The 24,975-nt window shown below is 63.4% G+C and carries 24 protein-coding genes and 1 pseudogene; 14 read left to right on the top strand and 11 right to left on the bottom strand.

Annotated features, from left to right (window positions below; translation table 11 throughout):
• Nucleotides 1-145: 145 nt before the first annotated feature.
• Genes E5X88_RS25465 through E5X88_RS25485 form a run of 5 tightly spaced genes read right to left on the bottom strand, consistent with a single transcriptional unit; the run spans nucleotide 146 to nucleotide 4,969 of the window.
• Complete coding sequence (locus E5X88_RS25465) at nucleotides 146-736, bottom strand: DUF447 domain-containing protein (protein WP_292166175.1); 591 nt, start codon at nucleotides 734-736, stop codon at nucleotides 146-148.
• Between the two features lie 3 nt (nucleotides 737-739).
• Entirely contained in the window at nucleotides 740-2,134 is a 1,395-nt protein-coding gene (locus E5X88_RS25470; RefSeq protein WP_292166176.1) for a DUF6513 domain-containing protein, read from the bottom strand.
• The gene (locus E5X88_RS25475; RefSeq protein ID WP_292166177.1) at nucleotides 2,127-2,678 is read right to left on the bottom strand and encodes a flavoprotein; all 552 of its coding nucleotides are present in this window, start codon (nucleotides 2,676-2,678) and stop codon (nucleotides 2,127-2,129) included. Before E5X88_RS25475 ends, E5X88_RS25470 begins: the two co-directional genes overlap by 8 nt.
• A gap of 3 nt (nucleotides 2,679-2,681) precedes the next feature.
• Nucleotides 2,682-4,523: a (5-formylfuran-3-yl)methyl phosphate synthase gene (locus E5X88_RS25480; RefSeq protein WP_292166178.1), complete on the bottom strand. Its 1,842-nt coding sequence runs from the start codon at nucleotides 4,521-4,523 to the stop codon at nucleotides 2,682-2,684.
• Nucleotides 4,520-4,969 (bottom strand): hypothetical protein, encoded by a 450-nt coding sequence (locus E5X88_RS25485; RefSeq protein ID WP_292166315.1) that lies wholly within the window; start codon nucleotides 4,967-4,969, stop codon nucleotides 4,520-4,522. The genes E5X88_RS25480 and E5X88_RS25485 overlap by 4 nt, the downstream gene beginning before the upstream one ends.
• Between E5X88_RS25485 and E5X88_RS25490 the strand changes: the two genes are divergently transcribed.
• From E5X88_RS25490 to E5X88_RS25515, 6 genes are all read left to right on the top strand, one after another.
• Nucleotides 4,869-6,074: an ABC transporter substrate-binding protein gene (locus tag E5X88_RS25490; RefSeq protein ID WP_292166179.1), complete on the top strand. Its 1,206-nt coding sequence runs from the start codon at nucleotides 4,869-4,871 to the stop codon at nucleotides 6,072-6,074. The genes E5X88_RS25485 and E5X88_RS25490 overlap by 101 nt on opposite strands.
• 65 nt (nucleotides 6,075-6,139) lie before the next feature.
• The gene (locus E5X88_RS25495; RefSeq protein ID WP_292166304.1) at nucleotides 6,140-7,066 is read left to right on the top strand and encodes a YVTN family beta-propeller repeat protein; all 927 of its coding nucleotides are present in this window, start codon (nucleotides 6,140-6,142) and stop codon (nucleotides 7,064-7,066) included.
• Between the two features lie 52 nt (nucleotides 7,067-7,118).
• The gene (locus tag E5X88_RS25500; RefSeq protein WP_292166180.1) at nucleotides 7,119-7,619 is read left to right on the top strand and encodes a hypothetical protein; all 501 of its coding nucleotides are present in this window, start codon (nucleotides 7,119-7,121) and stop codon (nucleotides 7,617-7,619) included.
• An 89-nt stretch (nucleotides 7,620-7,708) separates the two neighbouring features.
• The gene (locus E5X88_RS25505) at nucleotides 7,709-8,497 is read left to right on the top strand and encodes an ATP-binding cassette domain-containing protein (protein ID WP_292166181.1); all 789 of its coding nucleotides are present in this window, start codon (nucleotides 7,709-7,711) and stop codon (nucleotides 8,495-8,497) included.
• A gap of 35 nt (nucleotides 8,498-8,532) precedes the next feature.
• A complete protein-coding gene (locus E5X88_RS25510) occupies nucleotides 8,533-9,366 on the top strand; it encodes an ABC transporter permease (RefSeq protein WP_292166306.1) in 834 nt (277 codons plus the stop codon).
• Nucleotides 9,366-9,995, top strand: coding sequence for a hypothetical protein (locus E5X88_RS25515; protein WP_292166182.1), 630 nt, complete (start codon nucleotides 9,366-9,368; stop codon nucleotides 9,993-9,995). The genes E5X88_RS25510 and E5X88_RS25515 overlap by 1 nt, the downstream gene beginning before the upstream one ends.
• A 26-nt stretch (nucleotides 9,996-10,021) precedes the next feature.
• Here E5X88_RS25515 and E5X88_RS25520 read toward each other — a convergent pair whose 3' ends face one another.
• The 4 genes from E5X88_RS25520 to E5X88_RS25535 form a co-directional block, all read right to left on the bottom strand.
• Nucleotides 10,022-10,222: a hypothetical protein gene (locus E5X88_RS25520; protein ID WP_292166183.1), complete on the bottom strand. Its 201-nt coding sequence runs from the start codon at nucleotides 10,220-10,222 to the stop codon at nucleotides 10,022-10,024.
• A gap of 224 nt (nucleotides 10,223-10,446) precedes the next feature.
• The gene (locus E5X88_RS25525; RefSeq protein ID WP_292166184.1) at nucleotides 10,447-11,259 is read right to left on the bottom strand and encodes an oxidoreductase; all 813 of its coding nucleotides are present in this window, start codon (nucleotides 11,257-11,259) and stop codon (nucleotides 10,447-10,449) included.
• Nucleotides 11,260-11,327: 68 nt separating this feature from the next.
• Nucleotides 11,328-12,632, bottom strand: coding sequence for a beta-ketoacyl-ACP synthase II (gene fabF / locus E5X88_RS25530; protein WP_292166185.1), 1,305 nt, complete (start codon nucleotides 12,630-12,632; stop codon nucleotides 11,328-11,330).
• 47 nt (nucleotides 12,633-12,679) lie between these two features.
• Nucleotides 12,680-13,258, bottom strand: a complete 579-nt coding sequence (locus E5X88_RS25535; RefSeq protein WP_292166186.1) for a TetR/AcrR family transcriptional regulator — start codon at nucleotides 13,256-13,258, stop codon at nucleotides 12,680-12,682.
• Nucleotides 13,259-13,380: 122 nt separating this feature from the next.
• On the opposite strand from E5X88_RS25535, the gene E5X88_RS25540 reads away from it, so the two are divergent.
• Nucleotides 13,381-13,839, top strand: coding sequence for a nuclear transport factor 2 family protein (locus E5X88_RS25540; RefSeq protein ID WP_292166187.1), 459 nt, complete (start codon nucleotides 13,381-13,383; stop codon nucleotides 13,837-13,839).
• A gap of 86 nt (nucleotides 13,840-13,925) precedes the next feature.
• Here the strand turns inward: E5X88_RS25540 and E5X88_RS25545 are convergent.
• Nucleotides 13,926-14,357 (bottom strand): annotated as a pseudogene (locus E5X88_RS25545) (hypothetical protein).
• A 118-nt stretch (nucleotides 14,358-14,475) separates the two neighbouring features.
• Between E5X88_RS25545 and E5X88_RS25550 the strand changes: the two are divergent.
• The 4 genes from E5X88_RS25550 (at nucleotide 14,476) to E5X88_RS25565 (ending at nucleotide 19,906) form a co-directional block, all read left to right on the top strand.
• On the top strand, nucleotides 14,476-14,901 hold the full coding sequence (locus tag E5X88_RS25550; protein WP_292166188.1) for a hypothetical protein: 426 nt from the start codon (nucleotides 14,476-14,478) through the stop codon (nucleotides 14,899-14,901).
• Between the two features lie 36 nt (nucleotides 14,902-14,937).
• On the top strand, nucleotides 14,938-16,044 hold the full coding sequence (locus E5X88_RS25555) for an efflux RND transporter periplasmic adaptor subunit (RefSeq protein ID WP_292166189.1): 1,107 nt from the start codon (nucleotides 14,938-14,940) through the stop codon (nucleotides 16,042-16,044).
• Nucleotides 16,041-19,151, top strand: a complete 3,111-nt coding sequence (locus E5X88_RS25560; protein WP_292166190.1) for an efflux RND transporter permease subunit — start codon at nucleotides 16,041-16,043, stop codon at nucleotides 19,149-19,151. Before E5X88_RS25555 ends, E5X88_RS25560 begins: the two co-directional genes overlap by 4 nt.
• 140 nt (nucleotides 19,152-19,291) lie before the next feature.
• Nucleotides 19,292-19,906: a TetR/AcrR family transcriptional regulator gene (locus tag E5X88_RS25565; protein ID WP_292166191.1), complete on the top strand. Its 615-nt coding sequence runs from the start codon at nucleotides 19,292-19,294 to the stop codon at nucleotides 19,904-19,906.
• A gap of 30 nt (nucleotides 19,907-19,936) precedes the next feature.
• Here E5X88_RS25565 and E5X88_RS25570 read toward each other — a convergent pair whose 3' ends face one another.
• Complete coding sequence (locus tag E5X88_RS25570) at nucleotides 19,937-20,896, bottom strand: LysR family transcriptional regulator (protein ID WP_292166192.1); 960 nt, start codon at nucleotides 20,894-20,896, stop codon at nucleotides 19,937-19,939.
• A gap of 121 nt (nucleotides 20,897-21,017) precedes the next feature.
• Between E5X88_RS25570 and E5X88_RS25575 the strand changes: the two genes are divergently transcribed.
• Genes E5X88_RS25575 through tkt form a run of 3 tightly spaced genes read left to right on the top strand, consistent with a single transcriptional unit; the run spans nucleotide 21,018 to nucleotide 24,973 of the window.
• Nucleotides 21,018-22,064, top strand: a complete 1,047-nt coding sequence (locus E5X88_RS25575; RefSeq protein WP_292166193.1) for a class 1 fructose-bisphosphatase — start codon at nucleotides 21,018-21,020, stop codon at nucleotides 22,062-22,064.
• Nucleotides 22,065-22,068: 4 nt separating this feature from the next.
• Nucleotides 22,069-22,941, top strand: a complete 873-nt coding sequence (locus tag E5X88_RS25580; RefSeq protein ID WP_292166194.1) for a phosphoribulokinase — start codon at nucleotides 22,069-22,071, stop codon at nucleotides 22,939-22,941.
• 10 nt (nucleotides 22,942-22,951) lie between these two features.
• Nucleotides 22,952-24,973, top strand: a complete 2,022-nt coding sequence (gene tkt / locus E5X88_RS25585) for a transketolase (RefSeq protein WP_292166195.1) — start codon at nucleotides 22,952-22,954, stop codon at nucleotides 24,971-24,973.
• Nucleotides 24,974-24,975: the final 2 nt, after the last annotated feature.

Consider the following 24,975-nt stretch of genomic DNA (forward strand, 5'->3'; position numbering starts at 1 on the left):
TGAGGAAGATGCGCGACCAGTCATCGTGCATACCGGGCTCAATGACCGCAAACGGATCGAACACCGCCGTTTGAGATCAGCGCCACCGCCACCGTGTGCTAAAACACGTCAGCCCGGACGCTTACTCTGGTTCAGCATATCCGGTTCATCCCCGCGCATCCTCGCCGCTGGCATCCTTGGCCGCAAGGTGATCGCCGACACGCTGCATCAGCCAGCCCCAGGCTTCCTTTTCGCCCTCGCCCGCGGTCTTTTCGATAGCGATCGAAAGGTAGGCGATTTCCGCCTCGATCTTGTCGCGCGGCAGCATGCCGAGCCGGCTGACCAGGATGGCCAGTTCCAGCACCGCCGCCTTGGCGCGGTTGAAGCCGGTGAACGGCGCATGAGTTTCCTCCCGCACGACGCGGCAGAAATGGCGAGGCCGCATGCCATCGTCGTCGACACGTTCGACTTCGAGGACCGAATGCGCGAGCGCCGCCGCGAGCCGCGGCACTGGAAACCCGTCGACCGGAACGGTTGGCCAAAGCTTGCGGCCGGTCAGGCAGCCGGCAAAGATGCGCACGTCATCGGTATAGTTGGCGATGGCGAACGGCACGTCGGCGAGATTGTCGAGCGTGACCGACGGCCGGAACGGCGCGATGATCCAGCCGTCCTTCTCGGCGATGATACCGATCGGCGCGATGTGGACGGTTCCGGCCTTGCTGACGGTGGTGATGATCGATTCGCGAATGTAGGGCATGGTTTAGCGCTCTTTCTTCGCGCGAAGTGTGTGTCCCGCTTCGGCAAGACGGGTGCGGTCGGTTTCGGGAGCCGGCGCGGCGACGCCCCATGCGAGCGGCTCGTCCTGCACATAGCGCTTGCCGAGGCGCCACGCGATCTCGGCCTTCATCAGTTCCGCGCCGAGATAGAAGGCGTGCGCGCCATCGGCCTCGACGCCAAGCCCGGCAAAGAGTTCGAACGCATCCCTGGCAACCGCGTGCCCCTTGCCGTTGAAAACATGGATGCCGTCCTCGGCGGTCATGATGCGGAAGTTGGCGTCGCGCACCTCCGCCGCTAATGCCTCGATATCGCCGGTCGAGGCCGTGAACGGCTTGCGGTCGTGAACCTGCAGGAGTCCCGGATGGTAACTCCGCGGCAACGCTCCGTCGTTCTTCGCGGCAAACAGGATGCGGCGGGCAATATCGTGCTCCTCGATCGTTCGCACCGTGTGCGGACTGACATGTACGGCAAGCACGTTTCGGATCTGCAGTTCCGAGCAGAGCCCGGCCAGAACGGCGGTGACGCCGGAACTGTCGGCGTCGGTCAATTCGGTGAGATTGCCGGTGCCCATCAGCAGTTCGACCTCGGGCCAGCGGCGGCGCGCCTCGATGAAGCGTCCGAGTGACGCGGCAAAGCCGAAATGGATCGGGTCGAGCACGGGATCGGCGATGAAGGCGACACCGGCCTTTTGCGCGGCTTCGATGGCCCGCCCGAGCGAATCCAGGTCGCCGGGCGCGGACGGGATCAACACCGGCACCGCCTTGTGGTCGAAGGCCAGCGGCAGCGTGTTCTCATCGAGGCTGAGAAGATAGTCCGCACCGGCGCGCGCGCCGATCGACAGTTCGTCCGTGCTGGCGGAATCGACACTGACCAGAAATCCCCGTGCCTTCAACTCGAGCACGGCCTCTTCCAGCAATGGAAACGGCGTTTCCGGCAGGCAGCCGAGATCGATGACATCAGCGCCGGCCGCGGCAAGCGCCTGCGCCCGCGCCACAAGCGCCTCGATCGACAGCATCGGCGCATCGACGATTTCGGCGAAGATGCGCATGTCGTGACGCGAAAGGTCAGGCGGCTCGCCCGCCCGGCCGAGAAAGACCGGTAGATCGGCGATCTCGTCGGGACCGCGCACGAAGGGCACGCCGAAATGGTTCGACAGGTGCTCGATGTCCCCCCGATAGCGGCCGGGCAGGATGACGCGGTCGGCCGCGCCTGTCAGGCTGAGCCGCCGCTTGATGATGTCTTCGCTCATCAGCGCCGCGACCTTGACGCCGATGTCGATGATCTCCCACGCGAATTCGGTTTCGCCAAGCCCCGCCAGCAGCCGTTCCAACCGGACCTTGGCCAGATGGCCGGTAAGGAAGACCAGCCGCTCAGCCATGGCCTGCGAGCTCGGCGTGGCGCCGCCTGACCGAGGCTTCGAGATCGGCGAGCGACTCGACCACCTGGGTGCGCTCGAAGCTCTTCAGCCGGTTGGTATTCTCCAGGTCGATCCTGCGCGGATAGACCTTGACCAGCCCATGCGGCGCCATGGTTTCGAGTTCCGGCGCGGTGTCGCAAGCAAAGACGATGGTTGGCACGCGGCACTTTCCCGCCTGGGCAAAGACATTGGTGGCCAGCGTGTCGGAAATGCCGAGCACGCATTTGGCGACCGTGTTGGAACTGGCCGGCGCCACCACGACCGTGTGATAGACACCGTGATAGAATTCGCCGACCGGGATCGCGCTCGCCGTCTTGTCATGCAGCACGCGCGTGGTCTCCGGAAAATCGAGCTTGAGCTTGTACATGCGCAGCACTTCGTCGGCGGCTCTCGACACGAAGACATCGCAATGCTCGAGCTGGTGAATGAGTGCGAAGCTCTCCGTAAAAAAATGACCGGAACCGGTCAAAACCCATGCCCAGCGCGGCGTATGCAGCTTCGCCATCGCCTACCCTGCTTTTCTTGCCGGCCGGACCGGGGCCGCGATCGCGACGCCGGGCAGATTGCCAGCCGCAAGCAGCGTCCCGGCCTCGGCGGCATCTTTCGGGCCGGCGAGATGGAAATCGACGCCGTCGGGCAACATGGCGGCGAAGCCGGCGTCGACGATGCCTCTGGCCGCCAGGCTGTCGATGGTGTCGCTGCCGAAGAAGGCGCCGGTCTGCTTGATCAATAGCAGCGCCTTCGCGCCGAGTTTGCCGGCAAGCCAGGCTGCAAGGGAATCGGAGGTGATGTCCCAGGACGCTGGAATGTCCGGCGCCGACAGGGCCAATGCCGACGGCAGCCACACCGGGACCTTCCCAGTGTCCATCGCCCGTACCATTTCTTCCAGCGACCGTGCCGGCGCCAGCCTTTCGTCGCGGTCGAGGATGACCTGGCCGAACTGCTCCATGGCGAGGATCGCCATGGCGTGGGCGGCGGTGTCGGAAAAATCCATGCGCATCTGCGTCTCGCGCACCTGGTCGGCGAAGAGGCCGCCGCCGGGCACGATGACGATCGGCAGCTTGGAACCCGCCAGCGCCGCGATCCAGCTCTCCAGTTCCGCCGCACGAACCGTGCTGCCGCCCAGCTTGACGACGGCGCGCTTGACGACAGCGCGCCTGACGACCTCAGGCTTTTCCTGTCGCGGCTGGGAAACAGCGCTTTGGTCTTTTCGCCCGGCAGAGCCGGAAGCAACGCCGCGGCCTGCCGATTGGCGCTTGCGTTCGATCTCGACGCCGACACCGCCTGGGCCGAGTTCGAGCTTTTCCACCCTTACCGTGACGCGCACGACACGCGGGTTCTCCAGAATGTAGGCCGCCACCTGCTCGGCCAGGGCCTCGCTGAGCTGGACGTGGCCCCGCGCGACGATGGTGCGAATGCCGTCCATGATGATGTCGTAGGAGAACACATGGCGCATGTCTTCGGGATGGTCGGTGACTTGCAGCACGTCGGCGCTCACGTCGAAACGCACCTTCTGTGTATGGCCGTGCTCGAAGCTGTAGGCGCCGATCTGGACCGGCAGGACAAAATCCCGCACGAAGATCTTGTCGGTGCCCAGTGTCGGGTCGGTGCCCGGCGAATAGCCCCGCGCCGCCAGCAGGCGGTAGTCGACGCTCGACGAGCCGCCGGCCCGGGATTCTTCCGGAACCAGCTCGCGGATCTGCGAAACCGCCTCGGCGCTGATCGAACCGGTGCGGCCGGAGTGGCCGCACAGCGCCCCGCGAAAGCCGAGAAAATCGGGAGCGAAGGGCAACAGGCGCGGAATGTCGGGGGCCTCCAGCGATCCGCTCAGACCAACCATGAGACCGAGCGATTTCGCTCGATCGACGAACCCCGGGATTTGCTCGGGCGGCAGATGGTCGAGCAGCCGCCCGTTTGCCTTGTTCGCGGTATCGACCATGGCGCCATGGAAGCGATGTTTGGCAAGCATCGGCAAGAGCTCGAAATCCGGCGCCAGATCGGCGAACAGCACGGCGATCAGTTTCGTTCGCGCGGCGAGCGGTTCGAGCGCCTCCGCACAAGCGACGGCATTTGCAGACGGAAAAAAGCCTATCTTGACGTAATCGACGCCGGTGGCGGCGATCTCTTCGGCCTTGGCGCGGATCGTTTCGGGTTCCATCGGCAGGTCGCCGCAAACCGCGCTGACCGGCGCCCGGCCGGCAATCGCCGAAATCGTCCGGCGGAGCGTCTGCGTGGATACCGCGCCCAGCGCTCCCGCCTTCGGATCCTTCAGGTCTATGATGTCGGCGCCGCCCGAAAGCGCGATTTTCGCCTCGTCGACGCCGGTGACGCTGGCCAGCATTCTGGTCATTGGACTTTCTCCGGCATGAGGGACGGGACGCCCTTTTTGAGACGATTGATCTTCCGGTGCCGGGATTCGTCCACCGCCTCGTCGGCGGCAGGTTCCATATCGGCAACGGCAGTGCTGATCTTGGACCCGTATACCGAAATCCGGCCGGCTGCCGTTCCGGCGAGAAGGCATGGGACTAAAGCAGACGCAAGAAGTCCACTTTCAGGGTTTGATAAATTTTGCGGGTCAGCTAAGCTCATTTCGGGCACCTTGACTTCGCGCCGATCCGACAACAATCGGACTTTAGCGCAAGAACGGGTAATTTTATCGATGACGAGCGCGGTGCCGTGCACTCTCGCGGCCTTTTTGTGCTTTTTTTCCCCAACCGTCAACGTTCCCGGCGCGGCAGCCCAGGAAGCGTCGCCGGTTGCAACGGCCAAGCCGGAGAAAAAGATAACCGAAATCAAGATAGGCTATTTGCGCGCCTATGCGCCGCAACTGGCTTTGTCGGTGTTCGACGTCCCGCCACGCGATGAAGGTGTCGCCGGCGGCAATGTGGCGATCGCCGACAACAACACGACCGGCAGCTTCCTCCGCCAGAAATTCAGCCTCGACGTGACCGAGGTAAAGCCGGACGCGGACGTCGTTCCCGCCTTCCAGGAAATGATCGCCAAAGGCGAACGCTATGTGGTCGCGGACCTCTCGGCCCGGCAATTGCTGTCGATCGCCGATCTTGCCCGCGACAATGGCGTCTTGATCTTCAATGCCGGCGCCACCGACGATAGTCTTCGCGAGGAGGAATGCCGCGCCAACATTTTCCACACCATCCCAACGCGCAGCATGCTGGCCGACGGGCTGGCGCAATATCTCATCTGGAAGCAGTGGCGGCGCTGGGTGCTGATCTACGGCTCGCACGAGCGCGACCAGCTGTTTGCCGAGGCGCTGCGCCGGGCGGCGACGCGCTTCGGCGGCGAGATCGTCGCCGAAAAGGAGTTCAAGGATACCGGCACCGCGCGACGGACCGATTCCGGTGTCGTCCAGATCCAGCGGCAGATGCCTGTCTTCACCCAGGACCTGCCGGAGCACGACGTGTTGCTGGTCGCCGACGAAAGCGAGGTGTTCGGCACCTACGTTCCGTTCCGCACCTGGATTGCGCGGCCGGTCGCCGGCACCGCCGGCCTCACCCCTTCGGCCTGGCATCCGGCCAGCGAGCAATGGGGCGGCACCCAGATCCAGAACCGCTTCGCCAAGGCAAACGGCCGCCGCATGCTGTCGAAGGATATGGCGGCGTGGACTGCGGTGCGCATCCTTGGCGAGGCGGCGACCCGCACGCAGGGCGCCGACCCGCGCAAGATGGCCGACTTCATCCGCTCCGACGATTTTTCGATCGCCGCCTTCAAGGGGCAGAAACTGACCTTCCGCAAGTGGAACCAGCAGTTGAGGCAGCCGATCTTCCTCGGCGACAACCGGTCGGTCGTCTCGACGTCGCCGCAGGAGGGCTTTCTGCATCAGGTGTCCGAGCTCGATACGCTCGGGGTCGACGAACCGGAAACAAAATGCGTGCTTAAGTAGACCAATTGGGAGGAATTTCAGTGCACGGAGGAGCTTGCGCACTCGCCATTCTCGTGACCGGCTTTATGGCCGGCCCGGCGGCGGCCTACACGGCCTATGTTTCCAACGAGAAAGACAACACGATGAGCGTCGTCGACACCGCGACGATGCAGGTGGTGAAGACCGTCAATGTCGGGCAGCGTCCGCGCGGCATCACCATCTCGCATGACGGCAAGCACGTTTATCTCTGCGCCAGCGACGATGATTCGATCGAGGTGATCGACACGGCAACCCTGGAGATCGTCGATACCTTGCCCTCCGGGCCTGACCCGGAGCTGTTCGTGCTCTCGCCTGACGGCAAGACACTCTACGTCGCCAACGAAGACGACAATCTCGTCACCGTCATCGACATAGAGAGCAAGAAGGTGCTGGCCGAGATCCCGGTCGGCGTGGAACCGGAAGGCATGGGCGTCAGCCCGGACGGAAAGACCATGGTCAACACGTCGGAAACGACGAACATGGCGCATTTCATCGATACGTCGACCCACGAGATCACCCACAACGTGCTGGTGGACACGCGTCCGCGCTTCGTCGAGTTCACGCCCGACGGCAAGCAGGCCTGGGTGAGTGCCGAGATCGGTGGCACGGTTTCGGTGATCGACAATGAAACGCGCGAAGTCGTCCACAAGATCACCTTCGAGATATCAGGCCTGAGGGCCGAATCCATCCAGCCGGTCGGTGTGCGCATCACCGCCGACGGCAAGAAAGCCTATGTGGCGCTCGGTCCGGCCAACCGCGTCGCGGTGGTCGACACCGAGACTTACGAGGTCGAGAAATACATCCTGGTCGGCCAACGCGTCTGGCAGCTCGCCTTCACCCCCGACCAGAAGACCATCATCTCGACCAACGGCGTGTCGAACGACATCACCTTCATCGACGTGGCGACCGACGAGCCGGTGCAGTCGGTGACCGTCGGCGCGCTGCCGTGGGGCGTCGTCGTCTCGCCCAATTGAATCAACCCAATTGAATCAAACAGACAGAAAAACAGCAGAAGGGTAGGAAATCATGCGGAAATTTCGGGCAATCGCTTTTGCTGCGCTGGTCGGCATGGCACTCACGCAGGGCCAGGTTTGGGCGCAGGACGACGACGATGACGATGACGCAACCGCCGGTGCGGCCACCAAAACGGAGACCGGTGCCGAAGCCGAGAAGGCAACCCGGGCCAGCAAGGACGTGCCGGAACTTATCCTCGGCACCAAGGAAGACCAGTTCACCGCCAACCAGAAGGACTTCCAGCTGATCGCCGGCCAGGGCTATCGCTGGAAGATCACCGCGGCGGGCGGGCTGGAGTACAAATTCCACACCGACCTCTTCCGCAATGTGTGGAACAACCAGATCGTCATCAATGACCTCGAGGTGCACATGAACGGCGCACCCGCATGGCTCGAATTCGACGCCGACGGCACCATCCAGGTCCAGTTCACCACCGTGAGGCCCGGCATCTACACATGGTCGGTGCCCGACCTCGCCGACAAGGGCATGAAAGGCACGATCACCATCAAGTAGGGTCACCGGAAAGTACAACCTGCGCGATCGGACCCTGTGCGCTAGACTCCCGGTGCGCTACTATTGTCGACGACAAGGAGCCAGCCGGCGTGCAGCATGTGAGGACAAGCGGGCCAAGAGATGAGGTGGCGGCGCTCGATGTCGCCGGCGTCAGCCATTCCTATGGTCCGAAGCGGGCGCTCAACGACGTCTCGTTCTCGATCGCGCCGGCGACTTTCACTGTTCTTCTCGGCCTCAACGGCGCCGGCAAGACAACGCTGTTCTCATTGATCAGCCATCTTTACGACACGCGCCGCGGATCGATTCGCATCTTCGGCCATGACGTCAGCCGCGCCTCGGGCGAAGCGCTCAGGCGTGTCGGCATCGTGTTCCAGGCACGCACGCTCGACCTCGATCTCAGCGTCCACCAGAACCTCTCCTACCACGCCTCGCTGCATGGCATCGGGGGACGCGAGGCCCGGCAGCGCATTGCCGCGCTGCTCGACACAGTCGACATGCAGGGCCGTCAGCATGACAAAGCACGCAGTCTTTCCGGCGGCCAGATGCGGCGCATCGAGATCGCCAGGGCACTGCTCCACCGCCCGTCCCTGCTGCTGCTCGACGAGGCGACCGTCGGCCTCGACATCCAGTCGCGCGCGGGCATTCTCGCCACCATCCGCAAGCTTGTCGAAACCGAGGGCATCGGCGTGCTGTGGGCCACGCATCTGATCGACGAGGTTGAAGACGGCGACCATGCCGTCGTCTTGCGGCAGGGCGATCTGGTCGCCAAGGGCAAGGTAGCCGATGTCGTCAGGGCGAGCGGTGCCGGTTCGATCCGCGACGCCTTTTCGAAGCTCAGCCGCATCGAACCGGCCGGCAGCGCGGAGATATCGCCATGAGCGCTCCCGCAATGCCCGAAAAAGTCGCCGGCATCATGCCGAGGTTCGAAAAATTCGGCCTGCGCCACTATCTCATCTGCCTCAAGGGCGTCGTCCTGCGGGAGTGCCTGCGCTTCCTGCACCAGCGCGAGCGCTTCATATCCTCGCTGGTTCGGCCGCTCATCTGGCTGTTCATTTTTGCCGCCGGATTCCGGCAGGTGCTCGGTGTATCGATCATCCCACCCTACAAGACCTACGTGCTCTACGAGGTCTACATCACGCCGGGCCTGTGCGGCATGATCCTGCTGTTCTCGGGCATGCAGTCTTCGCTGTCGATGGTCTACGACCGCGAGATGGGCAACATGCGCACCCTGCTGGTCAGCCCCTTCCCGCGTTGGTTCCTGTTAGTGTCGAAGATGCTCGCCGGCGTCGCCGTATCGATCGCGCAGGTCTACGCGTTCCTGATCGTTGCCTGGTTCTGGGGCGTCAAGGCGCCGCCGCTCGGCTATCTCATGGTGCTGCCGGCGTTGTTCCTGTCGGGCATGATGCTTTGCGCGCTCGGCATGCTTTTGTCCTCGATGATCAAGCAGCTCGAAAACTTCGCCGGCATCATGAACTTCGTCATCTTTCCCGGCTATTTCGCCTCTCCGGCGCTGTATCCCTTGTGGCGCATCCAGGAGGCGAGCCCGCTGCTCTACAAGATCTGCCTCGCCAATCCGTTCACCTATGCCGTCGAACTGATCCGCTTCGCCTTCTACGGCCAGGTCGACTGGCTGTCGCTGGGCGTCGTCGCCGGCTGCACGCTGCTGTTCCTTGCCGCCGCCATCATCGCCTACGACCCTTCGCGCGGCCTGATGACCCGCAAACAGGACACGGGAGGAAATGCCTGATGGCCCGAATGAGCCTTGTTCGCAGCCTGGTTGTGGTTGCCCTGCTCGCGCCTGGCGTGAAAGCCAATGCGGCGAACGCCGATCCGGACTGGCCCTGCATACAGCGCAAGGTGCCGCAACTCTCGCTCGGCCAGATCTGGAACGGGCCGGAGCTTCCCTCGGCGGCGAAGGACTGGTCGAAGGACCCAGCCATCTCCGCCCTGGTCGAGGAGGTGGCAGCCCGGCGGATGCCGATTGCGGAAGCCCAGAAGAAGATCAGGGATTTCGCCGCCGCCATGCCGGCCGAGCAGCTTGCACCGAAAATGGCGATGCTGGTGCAAGGCATGTTCGACCACATGGACGCCGAGCGTTCGCACGTGATGTCGGGCATTTCCCGTTACGCCCACAAGCAGCTCCAGATGGCCGCCGAATTGCGCAAGGAAGCGTCCGGCGTCGATGCGTTGCAGGCAAAGCCCGATGCGGATCCCGACGAGGTCGAACGGCGAACCGAGCAACTGAAATTCGCAACGCGAATATTCAATGAGCGCGTCCAGTCGCTGACTTACGTCTGTGACGTGCCAACGATAATCGAGCAGCGGCTCTATCAATTGTCCAAGACTGTCTCGGAGGCACTCGCCGCGAAGAAATAGCCCTTATCCGATCTTCGCGGCGGATCTCATGTCCCCCGGCCGGGCAGCACGCGCCAGCGCTGCACGAAATAGCCGGGATGTGTCTCGACCCACCGAGCCACCAGCGGCTGCGCCTGCATGAAGGCGGTCCCGGGATTCATCGCCAGGCCGTCCACCATTTGTTCGCGCTGTTCACAGGTCTGCGGCACATCCGTCAGGCAGACCATCATAACGAGTGTGTAAAGCATTACCCCTTTGTCCCCATCGAATTCCCGAACCCCATGCCCGGGAGGTTTCCGAGATACCGACCAGTCTGCAGGGGTCTCACATACAGATCGCTTACAGGCGTGAAAGGACGTGGCCCCCGTTCTTTTCGCAGTGCAACATAACATATCGCTTATCTAACGCCAACGGTCGCCGAGTGTTCTCCAGAACAATCGCTTCAGGTTGCTGCGCCAATGTGACGCCCGCCTCAGGCCGGCAGCCCGTTCTGTTTTCGCAGGCTTTTGTCGAATGCGGATGCGGGGACGAAACGGCGCAGGAAACTGACCTGGCGCGCCATTTTTCCCGCCGCATAGCGCCTTCTCGGAACGGATGCGGTCGCAGCCGCCAAAATCGTCTTGGCTACCACTTCGGGCGAATCGCCTTTTTCCATTGCTTTCCGCACGACTGCGTTCATGCCAGCGCGCGCAGCGTCATAGATATCAAGCAACTGGTCCGGCTTGGCGAGATTGTCTTCGAAGGACGTGCGAGTATAGGCGGGTTCAACCAATGCAACGCGAATCCCGAACGGGCGCAGTTCATGGTCGAGCGATTCGGAATAGCCTTCGATGGCATGTTTGGTCGACGCATAAAGCGCGAAATAGGGAGCTGGAATGAACCCCTGCACCGAACTCAAATTGACGATTCTACCCTTGCCTTGACGGCGCATTATCGGCAGGACCGCGTTGGTCACGCGGAGCACGCCGAAGACGTTCACATCGAACAGTGCCTGAGCCTGGGCCATTGAGGACTCTTCCGCGCCACCGAACAGACCCATACCGGCATTGTTGACGAGCAGGTCGATGCGCCCGGTCTCGGCCAGCACGTCATCGACCAGTTTCGCCACGGACGCGTCATCGGTCACGTCACAGGCCAGCATGGTTAGGCCGTCGGAGTTTTTGGCTGCGCGACGGCTGGTGCCGAACACGCGGAAACCGGCGCTTTGCAAAGCTATGGCCGTCGCGCGCCCGATGCCGGAGGACGCCCCCGTCACTAGGGCGACGCCAGGATTGGTCTTGTTCATGGAAATCATTTCTTTCTTTGGGTTGGACTGATTTTGGATTGGCATGGAAGAAGCACGAAAGGTCGGAGTCAGTTATGAGCGCCTCTGGCGTTCGCGCCGGCCAACTCGTCCGTCCAGCGCCGGAATAGCGCACTGGCGTTGACGCCGCCAAAGCCGAAGCCATTGGCGATCGCGTAGTCCATTGCCATCGGGCGGGCCTGGTTTGCGACGAAGTCGATGCCGTCGCCGGCTGGATCCGGCACGCCCAGATTGAGAGTTGGCGGCGCCACCTGATCCCTGAGCGCCAGGATTGCGAAGATGGCTCCAAGCCCGCCGGCGGCGCCGAGCAGGTGTCCGGTCGCCGATTTCGTTGCACTAACAGCAATGGTGGAATCTGCGCCGAAGAGTGTTTTGATCGCAGCGATTTCCCCGAGATCACCGACAGGCGTGGAGGTCGCATGCGCGTTGAGATGAGATATCTCGCGCGGCGAAATTCCTGCTTGGGCGATTGCGATCTGCATGGCCCTCCGCGCCCCGTCGCCGTCCTCGGGACCGGAGGTGACGTGATGCGCATCCGCCGTCGTGCCGTAGCCGACGAGCTCGGCGAGCGGTTTCGCACCACGCGCAATCGCGTGGCTCAGTTCCTCGATGACCAGGATGCCGGCCCCTTCGCCCATGACGAAGCCGTCCCGCGACACGTCGAAAGGCCGTGACGCTTGAGCCGGCGCCCAGTTGAAGCCGGTCGAAAGAGAGCGTGCGGCAGCAAAACCACCGAGACTGACGATGTTCATGCAGGCTTCGGTTCCGCCGCACACGGCGATATCGGCTTCGTTGGCGCGGATGAGGCGAGCCGCATCGCCGATCGCCTGGATGCCGGCCGCGCACGCCGTCACCGGTGCGCCGAGCGGCCCCTTGAAGCCATGGCGGATCGAGATGTGGCCCGCCGCGAGGTTTACCAGGAAGGACGGTACCGTAAACGGCGATAGGCGGCGGACGCCGCGCTGGTCGACCGTGCGCACCGCCTCGGTTATGGCGGGGAACCCGCCGATGCCGGACGCGATGATCGCGGCCGTACGCAGGCGATCCGCTTCCGAGACGGGCGCCCATCCTGCTTGCGCGAGGGCCTCTTGTGCAGCGGCGAGCCCGAAGATGATGAACCGGTCTACCTTGCGCTGGTCCTTCGCAGCCAGGACGGTATCCGGATCGAAACCAGCGTCCGGATCGTCTTCCAGCGAGGGAACCACCCCTCCGATCTTGGCCGGGAGGTCTCCCACCATATCGTCCGGAAGCCTGCGGATGCCCGAGCGACCGGCCATGAGCCGCGACCACGACGCGTCGACATCGGCAGCAAGGGGCGTGACCGCTCCCATGCCTGTAACAACAATCCGTCGCATCTATTTTCCTATCAATTCGGGTGCGCCGCCAGCGCTGCGCACGCCGTTCAAGCGGCGGCTGCTTCGCGAACCTGTTCGGTCGCCGCGTCCAGAAAGGCCTGGGCGAGGTCCGGGTCGTTGACGACGCGCGATAGCGTCAGCGCACCGACCATCGTCGAGAGAATGGCCATAGCCTTTCTATCGGGCTGCTCACCATTGGCCTCGGCAATGAAACGGCCGAGGATTTCGAGATGCTCCTTGATCCCGGCTTCGAACGATGCTTTCACGTCGCTGCCCTGTCTGGCGGCATCCGAACCGAGCGCGACAATCGGGCAGCCGTCCATCTTTTCTCCGCGATGGTCCATACTGAGGTAGAATGCGATCACCGCGCCAAGCGGATCCTCGGATTTTGCCGCAGTCGCGGCCGACCACCGCAGGGTGGCGCTCTCCATCGCCCGCCTCGACGCCTGCACCGCCAGATCGTCCTTGGAGGCGAACTGCTTGTAGAACGCGCCCTGGGTCAGCCCGGCAGCCTGCATCAGGTCCTTAAGGCCGATGCCGTCAAAGCCGCGCTCCCGAAAAAGCCGGCTTGCCACATTGATCACGGTTTCGCGGTTTTCCGCCGCCTGAATGCGACTCACACGCATGTCGACCTCCGTTATTTAGCTTGCGTTCGACATCTATAGCAGGTATAGAGTACGAACGCAATCCAATTCGGCTGCGCACGGTGCCTCGATCACGCATCGAACAAATTTGGAGGAGAGGTCAGATGCTATACAGTTATGTTGTCGAGAAATCGATCCGGCAGAGCTTCGACCACGTCAACAACCATCGCTGGGATGAGGCGGTGAAAGCACTCGTGCCGCATGTCCATCACCGCGTTTCCGGCGCCCACGCGCTTGGCGGTGAGCGCCACGACAAGGAAGCCGTGCGCCGCTGGTTTGAGCGCCTCGGCCGCGTCCTGCCCAATCTCCATCTCACGGTCAACCACGTCTGGGTGAAGGGCTGGCCGTGGCATACCACCGTATTTGCCCAGTGGGACGGCACCGCAACGCTGCTCAACGGCGACGCGTCCTACGTCAACAGTGGGCTCCACGTATTCACACTGCGGTGGGGCAAGGTCTATGCACTTGAGGAATTCTACGATTCACAAGCAGCGGCCCGCGGTCTTGCCGCCCAGGCGGCAACTGGCCTCGAAGAAGCTGTCGCCGAACCAATTGTAGGCTAGCAGAAGCGCAGTCAGCGGCCCGCAGCGTAACCTGACTGCGGCTACGCAAGCCCGTGGCCATGCTGGCATCGCCCGCGGACACCCCATCAGCGCGCTCTCTGCGGCCGCTTGCAGAGGAGCCGCCTCGACAGCCGCTCGTCGTTGACGGCTCGCGAGAGGAGCGCCGTACCGGCCGTTGTCGACAGAATGGCAAAACTGTTCGCGATGTCCTCGCACACCTGTTCGCGATGTCCCCAGTCCAAACAGGCTCCCTGCTGCTGGGCTCGTTGCCTGGGCCCTCGCCAACCCGCCTACCGAGCATCCCAGGATATTCCCTGATCCCGGCTTCGAATGATGCCTTCACGTCGGCGCCCTGCCTGGCGCTCTCCATCGCCCGCCTGGACGCCTGCGCCCCAGATCGTCCTTGGATGCGTACTGCTTGTAAACGCGCCTTGGGTCAGCCCGGCACCCTCCATCATCTCCTTTAAGGCCGATGCCGTCAAAGCCGCGCTCCCGAAAAGCCGGCCTGCCACATTGATCGGCGTTTCGCGGTTTTCCGCAGCACCTCACCGGCATCATTATTTTCATTTTTTAGATTGCATTCGTAATCTAACTTATATATAGAGTTCGAACGTAATTTAAAAGAGGAGATACGAGATGATCCGCAAAACCTTGAGTGCCTCAGTTTTGGCCGCGCTGTTTCTTGCCGCCCCGGCATTTGCCGAGGAAGCCACCATAGGACGCCCGATCGAAGGCGGCAGCCTGCACGAGGGACACCTCGACATGGTCGTCTATTACCTCCCGGTCGACGGCGACCTCCTGGAGGTCACCGCCACCTTCGCGCCGAAGACCGGCGGCGATCAGCAGCGCGTCGTCATGGGCCTCGCCGACGGCGACTCCGTAGCCTTTTCGATGCCGGGCCACCGCGGCCCGCTCTACGCGTTCTCGCGGTCCGGCGAGGAGGTGACGGTCTCGACCGAGGCTGACATGCACCTGCGAGCCGATGCCAATGCACCGACCCGACTTGCAGGCGGCAGCCTGCCTGCTGCTGGCCGAGGACTCGCGTCCGTGGGGCCGATGTAGAGGGTCAAACGCAATCTATTTTGAGAGGCGACGAACGTGAAAAAGAGACCCGCTATTGTGCTGGGGAGCGTCCTGATCGCGATGTCAGGGGCGGCGGCATTCGCCATACTTCCCACGCAGGAAGCCGCTGCCGTGAGCGACCCGAGGCAGGAACCGCCGATCGTCAGATTGGTGACGGCAGCGCCGGTGACCGGATCCGAGCGCAGCTTCACCGGCATCATCGGAGCGAGGGTTGAGAGCAATCTCGGCTTTCGCGTACCAGGCAAGATCGTGGAACGGCTCGTGGACGTCGGTCAGGAGGTCAAGGCCGGTCAGCCGCTGATGCGGATCGACGATACCGACCTTCGCCTCGCGCTCACGGCGAAGCGCAACGCCGTTGCCGCAGCGCGTGCGATGGTCGTTCAGACGGAACCGGACGAACGGCGATACGCCAGTTTGCTTAAGGATGGATTTGTCCCCCGACAGCGCTACGAGCAGGCGACGGCCGCGCTGGATACGGCCAAGGCGCAACTCGCCGCCGCCGCCGCGGAGGCAAGGGTCGCCGAGAACGAGGCAGCCTACGCGGTCCTCTTGGCGGACGCGGATGGAACGGTGGTTGAGACGCTTGGGGAGCCGGGGCAGGTCGTCTCCGCCGGCCAGGCGGTGGTGCGGGTCGCCAAGGCTGGCCCCCGCGAAGCGGTGGTCGCGCTTCCCGAAACAATCCGGCCGGCGATCGGGTCGGCGGCCGAGGCCAGCGTGTATGGTGGCGATGGGCGTCGCTATACGGCACGTCTCCGGCAATTGTCGAACTCTGCCGATGTCCGTACCCGTACTTATGAGGCGCGTTATGTGCTCGACGGTGAGGCCGCGGCAGCGCCGCTTGGCGCGACGGTAACCGTTCGGCTTGCGAGCCCGGCACGCCAGGCGGAAGTCCAGGTGCCGCTGGGAGCCGTGCTCGACGACGGTGAAAAGACCGGCGTCTGGGTCTTGGACAGCGCCACCTCGACGGTGAAATTTCAGCCCGTCCAGCTTGTTCGGGTGACCAGCGAAACCGCCGTGGTCACCGGACTGAACTCAAACGACCCGATCGTTTCGCTCGGCGCCCATCTCCTGCAGGAGGGCGCGCGCGTCAGGACTGCGTCTGAAAGCGGAGACAAGGGATGAACCTCAATCTTTCCGCAATCGCCGTTCGCGAACGGGCCGTCACCCTGTTCTTCATCCTCCTGCTTGTGGCCGCCGGCGCCTATGCGTTCCTCATGCTCGGACGGGCGGAGGATCCCAACTTCACCATCAAGACCCTGACGGTCACGACGGCCTGGCCGGGCGCGACGGCACATGAGATGCAGGATCTCGTCGCCGAACCGCTGGAGAAGCGGCTGCAGGAGCTGGCCTGGTACGACCGGGTGGAGACGACCACACGGCCAGGCTATGCGTATATGACTGTCACGCTGAAGGACAACACACCGCCATCTGTCGTCCAGGAGGAATTCTACCAGGCCCGCAAGAAGCTCGGGGATGAAGCCCGCAACCTGCCGCCGGGCGTCTATGGCCCCTTCGTCAACGACGAATACTCGGACGTGAGCTTCGCCCTTTATGCGCTGAAGGCCAAGGGCATGCCGATGCGTGAACTGGCCAGGCAGGCCGAAGTGATCCGCCAGGACCTACTGCATGTGCCCGGCGTCAAAAAGATCAATATTCTCGGTGAACGTCCCGAACAGATATTCGTCGAGTTTTCCTATGCCAAACTGACGACCCTCGGCGTGTCGGCACAGGACATCGTCGCCGCCTTGCAGCGGCAGAACACCGTCACGCCGGCGGGCTCGATCGACACAAAGGGGCCGCGAGTCTTCATCCGGGTCGACGGCGCCTATGACAGTGTCCAGGGGATCGTCGACACGCCGATCGTCGCTGCCGGGCGGACGTTGAAGCTCTCCGACATCGCCGAGGTCCGCCGAGGCTACGAGGACCCTCCCACCTATCTCATCCGACGCCAGGGCGAGCCCACGATCATGCTCGCGGCGGTCATGCAGGAGGGCTGGGACGGCCTCGCGCTCGGCAAGGCGCTGGAGGACAGGACAGCGGCCATCGCACAGACACTGCCGCTCGGGATGACGCTCGACAAGGTGAGCGACCAGGCCGTCAACATCACCTCGGCGGTTGACGAATTCATGATGAAATTCGCGATGGCGCTCGGCGTGGTGCTGCTGATCGCCCTGATCAGCATGGGTTGGCGCGTCGGCATCGTCGTCGCGGCCGCCGTCCCTCTGACGCTTGCCGTCGTGTTCCTCATCATGCTGGAAACCGGTCGGTTCTTCGACCGCATCACGCTTGGCGCCCTCATCCTGGCGCTTGGCCTTCTCGTGGACGATGCCATCATCGCCATCGAGGTGATGGTGGTGAAGATGGAAGAGGGAATGGATCGCATAAAGGCGGCGGCCTATGCGTGGAGCCACACCGCGGCGCCGATGCTGTCGGGAACCCTCGTCACGATCGCCGGCTTCCTGCCGGTGGGCTTCGCGCGCTCGACGGCGGGCGAATACGCCGGCAACATCTTTTGGGTCGTGGGGTTCGCCCTCATCGTCTCCTGGATCGTCGCGGTGATCTTCACGCCCTATCTTGGCGTTAAGATGCTGCCCGAGATCAAACCGGTCGAAGGCGGCCACCACGCGATCTACAACACACCGAACTATCGGCGCCTGCGGCGGCTCATCACCTTTGCTGTGCGCCACAAGTTCGCAACCTCCGGTATCGTTGCTATCGCCTTCGCACTTTCCGTTGTCGGCATGGGTTCCCTCAAACAGCAGTTCTTCCCGACATCCGACCGCCCCGAAGTGCTGGTGGAGGTTCGCCTGCCGGAAGGCACCAGCATCGAGACGACAACCGCCACAGTGAAGAAGCTCGAAGACTGGCTGGACGAACAGCCCGAGGCCGAAATCGTCACGAGCTATGTCGGTCAGGGCGCTCCGCGCTTCTTCTTCGCGATGGCGCCGGAGCTGCCTGATCCTGCCTTCGCCAAGGTTGTCGTGCTGACCCCGGACGCCGAGGCACGTGAGGCTTTGAAGCACCGGCTCCGAGAGGCGGTATCACAGGGGCTTGCACCCGAGGCCTATGTGCGCGTCACGCAGCTCGTGTTCGGCCCCTACACGCCGTTCCCGGTCGAGTTCCGGGTCATGGGACCCGATTCCGCGCAACTGTACAGCATTTCCGAAAAGGCCCTCGACATCATGCGGGGCGTTCCGGACGTGCGGCAGGCCAGCCGCGACTGGGGCAATCGCACGCCTGTGCTCCGCTTCGTCCCCGACCAGGATCGGCTGAGCCTCATTGGCCTCTCGCCGGCTGAAGTGGCCCAGCAACTACAGTTCCTGCTCACCGGCATCCCCGTTACGCAGGTTCGCGAAGACATCCGCAATGTCCCCGTCGTGGCACGCAGCGCCGGCGGCGAGCGGCTGGATCCGGCGCGTTTGGCGGACTTCTCCCTGATGAGCCGGGACGGCCGCTCGATACCGCTCGACCAGATCGGCCATTCGGAAATTCGTCTAGAAGAGCCGATCCTCAAGCGCCGCGATCGCACGTCCGTCATCACGATCCGCTCGGACATCAATGAGGCGACCCAGCCTCCTGAGGTTTCCAGGGAGATCATGAAGGCGCTTCAGCCGCTGATCGCATCCCTTCCGGCCGGCTATCGCATCGAATTGGGCGGATCGATCGAGGAGGCTGAAAAGGCCAACACCGCGCTAGCCAAAGTCTTCCCGGTCATGATAGCCGCCATGCTGATCGTTATCATGCTGCAGGTGCGGTCCTTCTCGACGATGTCCATGGTCATGCTGACGGCGCCGCTTGGCCTGGTCGGCGTCGTGCCGATGCTGCTCACCTTCAACCAGCCCTTCGGCTTCAACGCCATTCTGGGCATGATAGGACTGGCCGGCATCCTCATGCGCAACACGCTGATCCTGACTGAACAGATCAAGGAGAACCGTGCTGCCGGCCTTGACGACTATCACGCCGTCATCGAGGCCACGGTGCAACGCACGAGGCCCGTGATCCTGACGGCACTCGCCGCCGTGCTGGCCTTCATCCCCCTCACGAGCTCCGTCTTCTGGGGATCGATGGCCTATACGCTGATCGGCGGCACGGCGGTCGGCACGGTGCTGATCTTGCTCTTCCTTCCCGCGCTCTATGCCGCGTGGTTCCGGATCAGGCCGACTGCCGATGAGAACCATGAGGTATCGACGGAGGAACCGGAACAGCGAATAGCAATGGCTGCCGAGTGAGGCCCTTTTGTCAGAGGAGACGGGTCAAGTTCTCGCCCCCGGCTTTGCCTGAACATACGCAGGGCCAGCTGCACGTCTTACCGCTTACAGATGATCCACGGCGAATCCGGCAGATCGCTTCATCAGTTCTGGAGACATCCGTGAATCGCCCGGTCCGAACGCGAACTGATCCCGACGAGGTGCGTGCGCGCATCCTGGACGTAGCGGAGGAGCACTATCGTCGCATCGGCTACCACAAGACGTCGGTGGCCGACATCGCCACTGTACTGGGCATGAGCCCGGCGAACGTCTACCGTTTCTTCCCCTCCAGGGGTGCGATCAACGAGGCCATCTGCGGGCGGGTCATGAACGAGGTCGTTGACATCGCCTTTGCGATCGCACGCGCGAACGCGCCAGCCTCGGAGAAGCTCGACCGGCTCCTGACTGCCGTTCACCACCACAACAAGACGAAACTGGCCAAGGAAAAGCGCATGCACGCCTTGATTGTCGCCGCCATGCAGGAAAACTGGGCGATCGTCAGGGCGCATGTCGAGCGGATGGCGACGATCTTCGAGGCGATCATCCGCGAGGGCATCGAAGCGGGCGAACTCAAGGTCGAAGATCCCTCGGGAGCGGCGCGTGCGGTCAGGACCGCGTTCACGCCGTTCTTCCACCCGATTCTGATCGAGCAGTGCGTTCAAAACGGCGAAGACACCGAAGCGGCCCTGCGCGAGCAGATTCGCTTTATCCTGAAAGCTCTCGGCAAGTCGAACTAACGCATGCCGTATGCAGGGCGGCCGCGCGCCTTAACTCGCGCGATCCCTGATGTTCGGCTCGTCGTGCCGATAGAGCTTGCCGAACAGGGGCAGGTACATCGCGCCCTTGCGCATCAGGAAATCGTGGAACGTCGCCATGGCCGGCGAGACCGCGTGATCGGTGCGCATCACCGAAAACCACTGCCGGCGGATCGGCATGCCGACAACGTCGAGGATGACCAGCCGGCCGGCTTCGGTTTCCGCGGCGATGGTGTGGGCGGAGATGAAGGCGATGCCGAGCCCGGCCATCACCGCCTGCTTGATCGTCTCGTTCGAGCCCATCTCGACGCCGAGATCGTCGATGCGGCCGGGCACGTCGCTCAGGAATATTTCCAGCGAGATGCGCGTGCCCGAACCGGGCTCACGAATGAGGAAATGCTCTTCGGCGATCCGCTCCTTGGAAATGTCGCGTGCCGACGCCAGCGGGTGGTCGGGCGGCGCGACGATGACCAGCGGATGATCGCCGAAGACCGAGGCACGCACCGGGACTTCCTTCGCCGGGCGTCCCATCAGCGCGATGTCGATGTCGTGGTTCTTCAGACTGTCGATGGTTTCGGCTCGGTTGCCGATGGCGAGCCGCATGTCGATGTCCGGATGCTCCTTCATGAAGCCGGCCATCAGCCGCGGCGCGAAATATTTGGCGGTGGAAACGACGCCGAGCCTCAAGCTGCCGGTGCGCACGCCCTTGATCGCATCCATCTTGTCTTCGAGCAGACGAAGCCGCTCCTCGATGGCTTGCGCCGTCTCGACGAAGGCCAGACCTGCGGCAGTGGGACGCATGCCGTCCGACGTCCGGTCGAACAGGGCCAATTGGAACTCCTCCTCCACCTGCCGCAATTGGATCGTCACCGCTGGAGGAGACAGGCCTAACACCTTGGCCGCACTGACGATTTTTCCATGGCTGATGATCGCCTGAACGGTCTTGAATTGCTTGAGCGTGAGGTTTCTCATACGCCATACTAAAATTTTTTTACTGAGGAAGTAAAGTTATTGAATTTTACTTATCAGACGTCGTTTGTTTTCATTCCCCAATCCGGCCTCCGAGGAGATGCGGCTGGATCGGGAGGTTACGATGCCAGCGGCAACGCTCGACGCTTTTCTGAATTCCTATCTCGGCCCGCCCGACGAACTGCGCTCCGCGGTCGTCGCGACCATCCGTCAGCTGACGCAGGCCGCTACCAAGATCCGCAACACCATCAATCAAGGGGTGCTCGGCACCGCCTTTGCCGGGACCCGCGGCGCCAACGCAGACGGCGACATCCAGAAGGACCTCGACATCTTCGCCGACGACATCTTCCTCGACGCCATGCGCCACGCTCCGGTCGCGCTCTACGCCTCCGAGGAACTGGAGCAGCCGGTCCTGCTCGACAGCCAGGCGCCTCTCGCCATCGCCATCGATCCGCTCGACGGCTCTTCCAACATCGATACCAACGTGTCGATCGGAACGATCTTCTCGCTCCTCCCTGCAACTGGCGCGCCGGATGGGAATCCGGCCGCCTCTTTTCTGCAGGCGGGCGTGAACCTGCTGGGTGCCGGTTTCTTCATCTATGGGCCGCAACTGGCGCTCGTTCTGTCGCTCGGCAGCGGCACGCATGTCTTCGTTCTCTCGACCAGGCTCGGCACCTTCGTCCAGGCCTACGAGAGCCGGATCATCCCTGCGCGCACCCAGGAGTTCGCCATCAACGCCGCCAACTACCGGCATTGGGACGAGGCGGTGCGGCTCTACATCGACGACTGCCTCGAAGGCACCGAAGGCCCACGCGGAAAGGATTTCAACATGCGCTGGATCGCATCCCTGGTTGCAGACTGCTATCGGATATTGATGCGCGGCGGTGTGTTCCTGTATCCAGGCGACCAGCGCAAGGGTTACCGCCAGGGGCGGCTGCGCCTCGTCTATGAGGCCAACCCGATCGCCTATCTCGTCGAACAGGCGGCCGGCGCCGCCACCGATACCATCACCCGCATCCTCGAAATCGAACCCGAGAGCCTGCACCAGCGCGTGCCCGTGGTCTTCGGATCGGCGCGGGAAGTCGCGCGCATCACCCGCTACCACATCGACCCCAGCGCAATCGGCGAACGCGCGCCGCTGTTCAGCCGCCGCGGCCTTTTCAGGGCCTGAGCACATGTCGGCAAAGCACCCCATCATAACCATCACCGGGTCTTCGGGCGCAGGCACCACCTCGGTCAAGCGCGTCTTCGAGCTGATCTTCCGGCGCGAGAACATCGAGGCCGCCTTCATCGAGGGCGACGCCTTTCACCGCTACGACCGCACCGCGATGAAGGCAAAGGTGGCCGAGGAGGAGAAGGCGGGCAATCCGAACTTCACCCACTTCAATGCCGCGGCCAACGAACTCGGAATCCTCGAAGAGGTGTTTGAGGAATATGGCCGCCGGGGAACCGGAAAGACCCGCACCTACATCCATGACGAGGACGAGGAGAAGCAATACGGCACGCCGCCGGGACAATTCACCGAATGGCGCGAATTCCCTCCGAGCGACTTGCTCTTCTACGAGGGCCTGCATGGCTGCGTCGTCACCGACAAGATCGACCTGGCCAGGCACGCGGACCTCAAGATCGGTGTGGTGCCGGTCATAAATCTCGAGTGGATCCAGAAGATCCATCGCGACCGCGCAACGCGCGGCTATTCCACCGAGGCGGTGATGGACGTCATCCTGCGCCGCATGCCAGACTATGTCCGCTACATCGTCCCGCAATTCTCGCAGACCGCCATCAATTTCCAGCGCGTGCCGATCGTCGACACGTCCAACCCGTTCATCGCGCGCTGGATTCCGACGCCCGACGAATCGATGCTGGTCATCCGCTTCGCCAATCCCCGCGGCATCGATTTCCCCTACCTGCTTTCGATGATCCACGACTCGTTCATGTCGCGGCCGAATTCCATAGTGGTGCCAGGCAACAAGCTCGACCTTGCCATGCAGCTGATCCTGACGCCGCTCATCCTGCAGTTGATCGAACGCAAGAAACGCGTGTCGTGAGGAGGACGCCATGACCAGCCAAGTAGCCCTGAAATCCGTCGCCGCCGCCGTCTCGGAGCGCGACATGGCGAACGCCATTCGCGCATTGGCGATGGACAGCGTCCAGAAGGCCAATTCCGGTCATCCGGGCATGCCGATGGGCATGGCCGATGTCGCGACGGTGCTGTTCAGCCGCTTCATCACCATCGATCCGTCCACGCCGGACTGGCCCGATCGCGACCGCTTCGTGCTTTCGGCCGGGCACGGCTCGATGCTGCAATATGCGTTGCATTACCTGCTCGGCTACGAGGACATGCCGATCGAGGAATTGCAGCGGTTTCGCCAGCTGGGCAGCCGCACCGCCGGGCATCCGGAATATGGCCATGCGCTCGGCATCGAGACGACGACCGGTCCGCTCGGACAGGGCATTTCGACTGCTGTCGGCATGGCGCTGGCGGAGCGCATGCTCGCGGCCCGTCACGGCGCCGATCTCGTCGACCATTTCACCTATGTGATTGCCGGCGACGGCTGCCTGCAGGAAGGCATCAGCCACGAGGCGATCGACCTTGCCGGCCACCTGAAGCTCTCCCGGCTGATCGTCTTCTGGGACGACAATGCGATCTCGATCGACGGGCCGACGTCGCTGTCGACATCGATGGACCAACCGGCACGGTTCAAGGCCGCTGGATGGCATGTCCAATCGGTGGACGGCCACGACACGGGAGCGGTCGCTGCCGCAATCGAAGCGGCCCAGCAGTCGGATCGGCCGTCCCTGATCGCCTGCCGCACGGTGATCGGCAAGGGCGCGCCCAATCTGGGCGGTTCGGAAAAGACGCATGGCGCACCGCTGGGCGATGCGGAGATCTCCGCGACGCGTCAAAACATCGGCTGGTCCCACGCGCCGTTCGAGGTGCCGGACGACATCCTTTTCGCCTGGCGCGAAATCGCCGAGCGTGGACAAGCGGCACGGCATGCCTGGGAGCAGCGGCTTGCCGCCTCGCCGCGGCGCCAGGCCTTTGAGAGCGCGGTCGCCGGCAAGCTGCCCGATGCGGTCTTCGAAGCGCTCGGCGCTTTCCGCAAGGAGCATGTCGAGAAGGCAAGCAAGGTTGCAACGCGAAAAGCTTCCGAAATGGCGCTCGGCACGATCAATGCCGCAACCGAGCTGACCGTCGGCGGCTCCGCCGATCTGACGCATTCGAACCTGACGATCACCAAGGGCATGGATCGCATAACGCCGGACGACTATGCCGGCCGTTACATCCACTACGGCATCCGCGAGCACGGCATGGCCGCGGCCATGAACGGCATCGCGCTGCATGGCGGCTTTGTGCCTTATGGCGGCACGTTCCTGTGCTTCGCCGACTATGCGCGCGGCGCGATGCGGCTCTCGGCGCTGATGGGCCAGCGCGTCGTCTATGTGATGACGCACGATTCCATCGGCCTTGGCGAGGACGGCCCGACCCACCAGCCGGTCGAGCACCTGGCGATGCTACGGGCCACGCCGAACCTCAACGTCTTCCGTCCGGCCGATATCATCGAAACGGCGGAGTGCTGGGAACTGGCGCTGAAGAGCGAGAACCGGCCGAGCGTGCTGGTGCTGTCGCGCCAGAACCTGCCAATGCTGCGCCAAGCACACAGCGACGAGGCACACAGCGGCGAGAACCGGTCGAGCCGGGGCGCCTACATCCTGCGCGAGCCAGCCGGGCATCGCGCCGTGACGCTGATCGCCACCGGCTCGGAGGTCGAGATCGCCGTTGCCGCGGCCGAACGGCTGGAAACCGAGCACGGCATCGCCGCCGCGGTCGTCTCGATGCCGTGCTGGGAACTCTTCGAGGAACAGGACGCCGATACCCGCAAGGCCGTCCTCGGCTCGGCCCCGCGCATCGCCGTCGAAGCCGCGGCGCGGCTCGGCTGGGACCGCTGGATCGGCGACACCGGCGCTTTCGTCGGCATGGCCGGTTTCGGCGCCAGCGCCCCTGCCCCGGATCTCTACCGGCATTTCGCCATCACGCCCGAAGCTGTCGCCGCAGCGGCGCTGAAGCTCATCATTTAGGA

This window comes from Mesorhizobium sp. (assembly GCF_004962245.1).
Classification (GTDB): Bacteria; Pseudomonadota; Alphaproteobacteria; order Rhizobiales; family Rhizobiaceae; genus Mesorhizobium.